Genomic DNA, 1,153 nt, shown 5'->3' with positions numbered 1-1,153 from the left:
GGCATGTCGGAGCGGCAATTCCGGCGCTACCGAGACCGTTACGAAGAGGCTGGGGACGCTGGGTTGCTCGACCGGCGTTTGGGCAAGCTTTCGACGCGCCGGGTGCCGGCGGAAGCGATCGAGGAGATGCTGGAGCTTTATCGTCATCGCTACCTTGGCTGGAATGTGAAGCATTTTCACGAGCACCTGCTGCGCGATCACGATTTCAGCTGGGGCTACACCTTCATCAAGACGCAGCTTCACGCGGCGGGTCTGGTGGAACGGGCCAAGCGGCGCGGTGCTCACCGGCGCAAGCGGGAAAGGAAGCCGTGCGAGGGGATGATGCTGCATCAGGATGGCAGCCGTCATCAATGGCTGGCGGGTGGTCCGATGCTGGATCTGATCGTGACGATGGACGATGCGACCAGCACGATCTATTCGGCCTTCCTGATCGAGGAGGAAGGCACGGTGTCGAGCTTTCAGGGGCTCCTGGAGACGTTCGTTGCCAAGGGACTGCCATCGAGCCTCTACAGCGATCGCGGCAGCCACTATTTCGTGACGCTCAAGGCCGGGGGGACTGTCGACAAGATCCGCTTGACCCAGGTCGGCCGGGCGCTCGGGCGGCTCGGCATCGAACATATTCCAGCCTATTCTCCTGAAGCGCGGGGCCGCTCGGAGCGAATGTTCTCGACCTTGCAGGACCGGCTGCCGAGGGAACTGGCATTGGCCGGCATTGCCGATATCCAGGCCGCCAACCGCTTCATCGCACAGACCTATCTGCCTGCCCACAATGCTCGCTTCGCCAGGCCGGCAGCGGTCGAAGACAGCGCCTTTGTCGCCGCCGACCCGCAACAACTGGCCCAGATACTGTGCATCGAGGAGGAGCGCGTCGTTGCCCGCGACAACACGATCGCTTTCGCGCGGCTGCGATTGCAGCTGCCGAAAAGTCCGATCCGGCATCACTTTGTCAAAGCCACCGTCAAGATCAGGCAATACCCGGATGGGACGCTTGCGATCTTCCACGGGCCGCGCCGCATTGCGCGATACATGCCTGACGGCGCCGCAATCCAAGACACCTGCCCCATCAGGCAAGTCGCGTGAACCGCTTCGACGCAAAACAGAAGCGGACAGATCATGTGCTACCAAAACCGGACAACTTGATTAGCTACTGACA

1 protein-coding gene is annotated in these 1,153 nt (G+C 61.8%); it reads left to right on the top strand.

Annotation, left to right across the window (positions count from 1 at the left end):
- Positions 1-1,080 (top strand): ISNCY family transposase (locus tag H0241_RS35260; protein WP_181062290.1); only part of this gene is annotated, 1,080 nt, incomplete at its 5' end.
- Positions 1,081-1,153: the final 73 nt, after the last annotated feature.

The organism is Mesorhizobium neociceri, assembly GCF_013520985.1.
In the GTDB taxonomy this organism is placed as follows: domain Bacteria; phylum Pseudomonadota; class Alphaproteobacteria; order Rhizobiales; family Rhizobiaceae; genus Mesorhizobium; species Mesorhizobium neociceri.
The sequence above is the reverse complement of the archived record's forward strand: the minus strand, read 5'-3'. Positions and strand labels throughout refer to the sequence as shown.